Source organism: Polaromonas sp. P3_C2, assembly GCF_056402675.1.
The window spans coordinates 1-1,511 of record NZ_JBFUGX010000861.1 but is presented as its reverse complement, the minus strand read 5'-3'; the positions used below and the strand labels follow the sequence as shown (position 1 = coordinate 1,511).

General features: G+C 62.1%; 2 protein-coding genes. Both read left to right on the top strand.

The features are described from left to right. On the top strand, positions 1-613 hold a 613-nt coding region (locus AC1DWI_RS22815), incomplete at its 5' end, for a S41 family peptidase (RefSeq protein ID WP_477725867.1). 89 nt (positions 614-702) lie between these two features. Next, positions 703-1,467 (top strand): HesA/MoeB/ThiF family protein, encoded by a 765-nt coding sequence (locus AC1DWI_RS22810; protein WP_477669805.1) that lies wholly within the window; start codon positions 703-705, stop codon positions 1,465-1,467. Positions 1,468-1,511 lie beyond the last annotated feature (44 nt).

The following is a 1,511-nucleotide window of genomic DNA, read 5'->3' as shown; positions in this document are numbered from 1 at the left end:
GGCTGCGCCGGAGTTCTACCAGCGACGCAACGGCGCCGACCCGCTCAAGCGCCTGCCGGCTGCCCTCAAGAACGTGCCGCTGGTGGTGCTGGTCAATGAAGGCTCGGCCTCTGCCAGCGAAATCGTCGCGGGTGCTTTGCAGGACCACAAGCGTGCCACCATCATGGGCAACCAGACTTTCGGCAAGGGATCGGTGCAAACCGTCCGCCCCCTGGGGCCGGATACGGGTCTGAAGCTCACCACGGCACGTTACTTTACGCCCAGCGGGAAATCCATCCAGGCGCGCGGCATCGTGCCTGACGTCATGGTCGATGAAACCGCTGAAGGCAGTCCTTTTGCCGCATTGCGCACCCGCGAAGCCGATCTTGAGAAACACCTCAACAGTGGCCAGGGCGCTGAAGTGAAAGACGCCGGCCGCGAGAAGGCTCGCGAAGAGGCCCTGAAGCGCCTTGAAGAAGAAGCCAAGAAGACACCTGAGCAGCGTCGCCCGCCTGAACTGGGTAGCGACAAGGACTTCCAGCTGGCCCAGGCGATCAACAAGCTCAAGGGACGTCCCGTGCTGGTCAGCAAGACAGCCGTGGTCGAACCGAAAAACGAGAAAAAAGACAACTAGGCCGATGCGCAGAGCGGAGCCGGCTTGCGCCGGATCCCGCCCTGCCCCTTCCGGGCCAGCCCGTCCTGCAGCTTGAACGGTTTCCCATCATGAACGACGAACAGCTGCTTCGTTACTCGCGGCACATCCTGCTCGACGAGATCGGCATCGAAGGTCAGGAAAAAATCCTCCAGTCGCATGTGCTGATCGTCGGTGCGGGCGGACTGGGCTCGCCCGTCGCGCTTTATCTGGGCAGCGCCGGTGTCGGCCACATCACCATCGCCGACCATGACCGGGTGGATGCCACCAACCTGCAACGGCAAATCGCCCACAACCTGTCTCGCATCGGAACGTTCAAGGCAGAATCCGTTGCCCAGTCCATCGCGGCCATCAACCCCGACGTCGTGGTCACCCCGGTTACCCGGCGCGCAGAAGGCGCGCTGCTCGATCAGCTGGTCCGGGACGCCGATGTTGTGCTGGACTGCACGGACAACTTCTCCACGCGCCATGCCATCAACCGCGCTTGCGTCAAACACCGCAAGCCATTGGTATCGGGTGCAGCCATCCGCTTTGACGGCCAGATCGCCGTCTACGATTCGCGACGCGAAGATTCACCGTGCTATGCCTGCGTGTTTCCCGAATCAGACCAGCTGGAAGAAGCCCTTTGCGCGACGATGGGCGTTTTCGCGCCGATGGTCGGCATCATGGGCAGCACGCAGGCTGCCGAAGCCCTGAAGCTGATCTGCGGCATCAGCGGGTCGTTGACCGGGCGGCTGTTGATGCTGGACGGCAAACACATGGAATGGAGCGAAATGAAAATTGCGCCCCATGCGGCATGCGCAGTGTGCGGCGGCGGGGCCAAAAAAATTCCCTGAAAGAATCCGGCTGAAAGGCCGCGGGAAAACCTTATCTGGTGGCC

Bases quoted from the DNA above. Each gene is read 5' to 3' on its own strand.
- AC1DWI_RS22810 (WP_477669805.1), top strand. From the start codon at position 703: ATGAACGACGAACAGCTGCTTCGTTACTCGCGGCACATCCTGCTCGAC.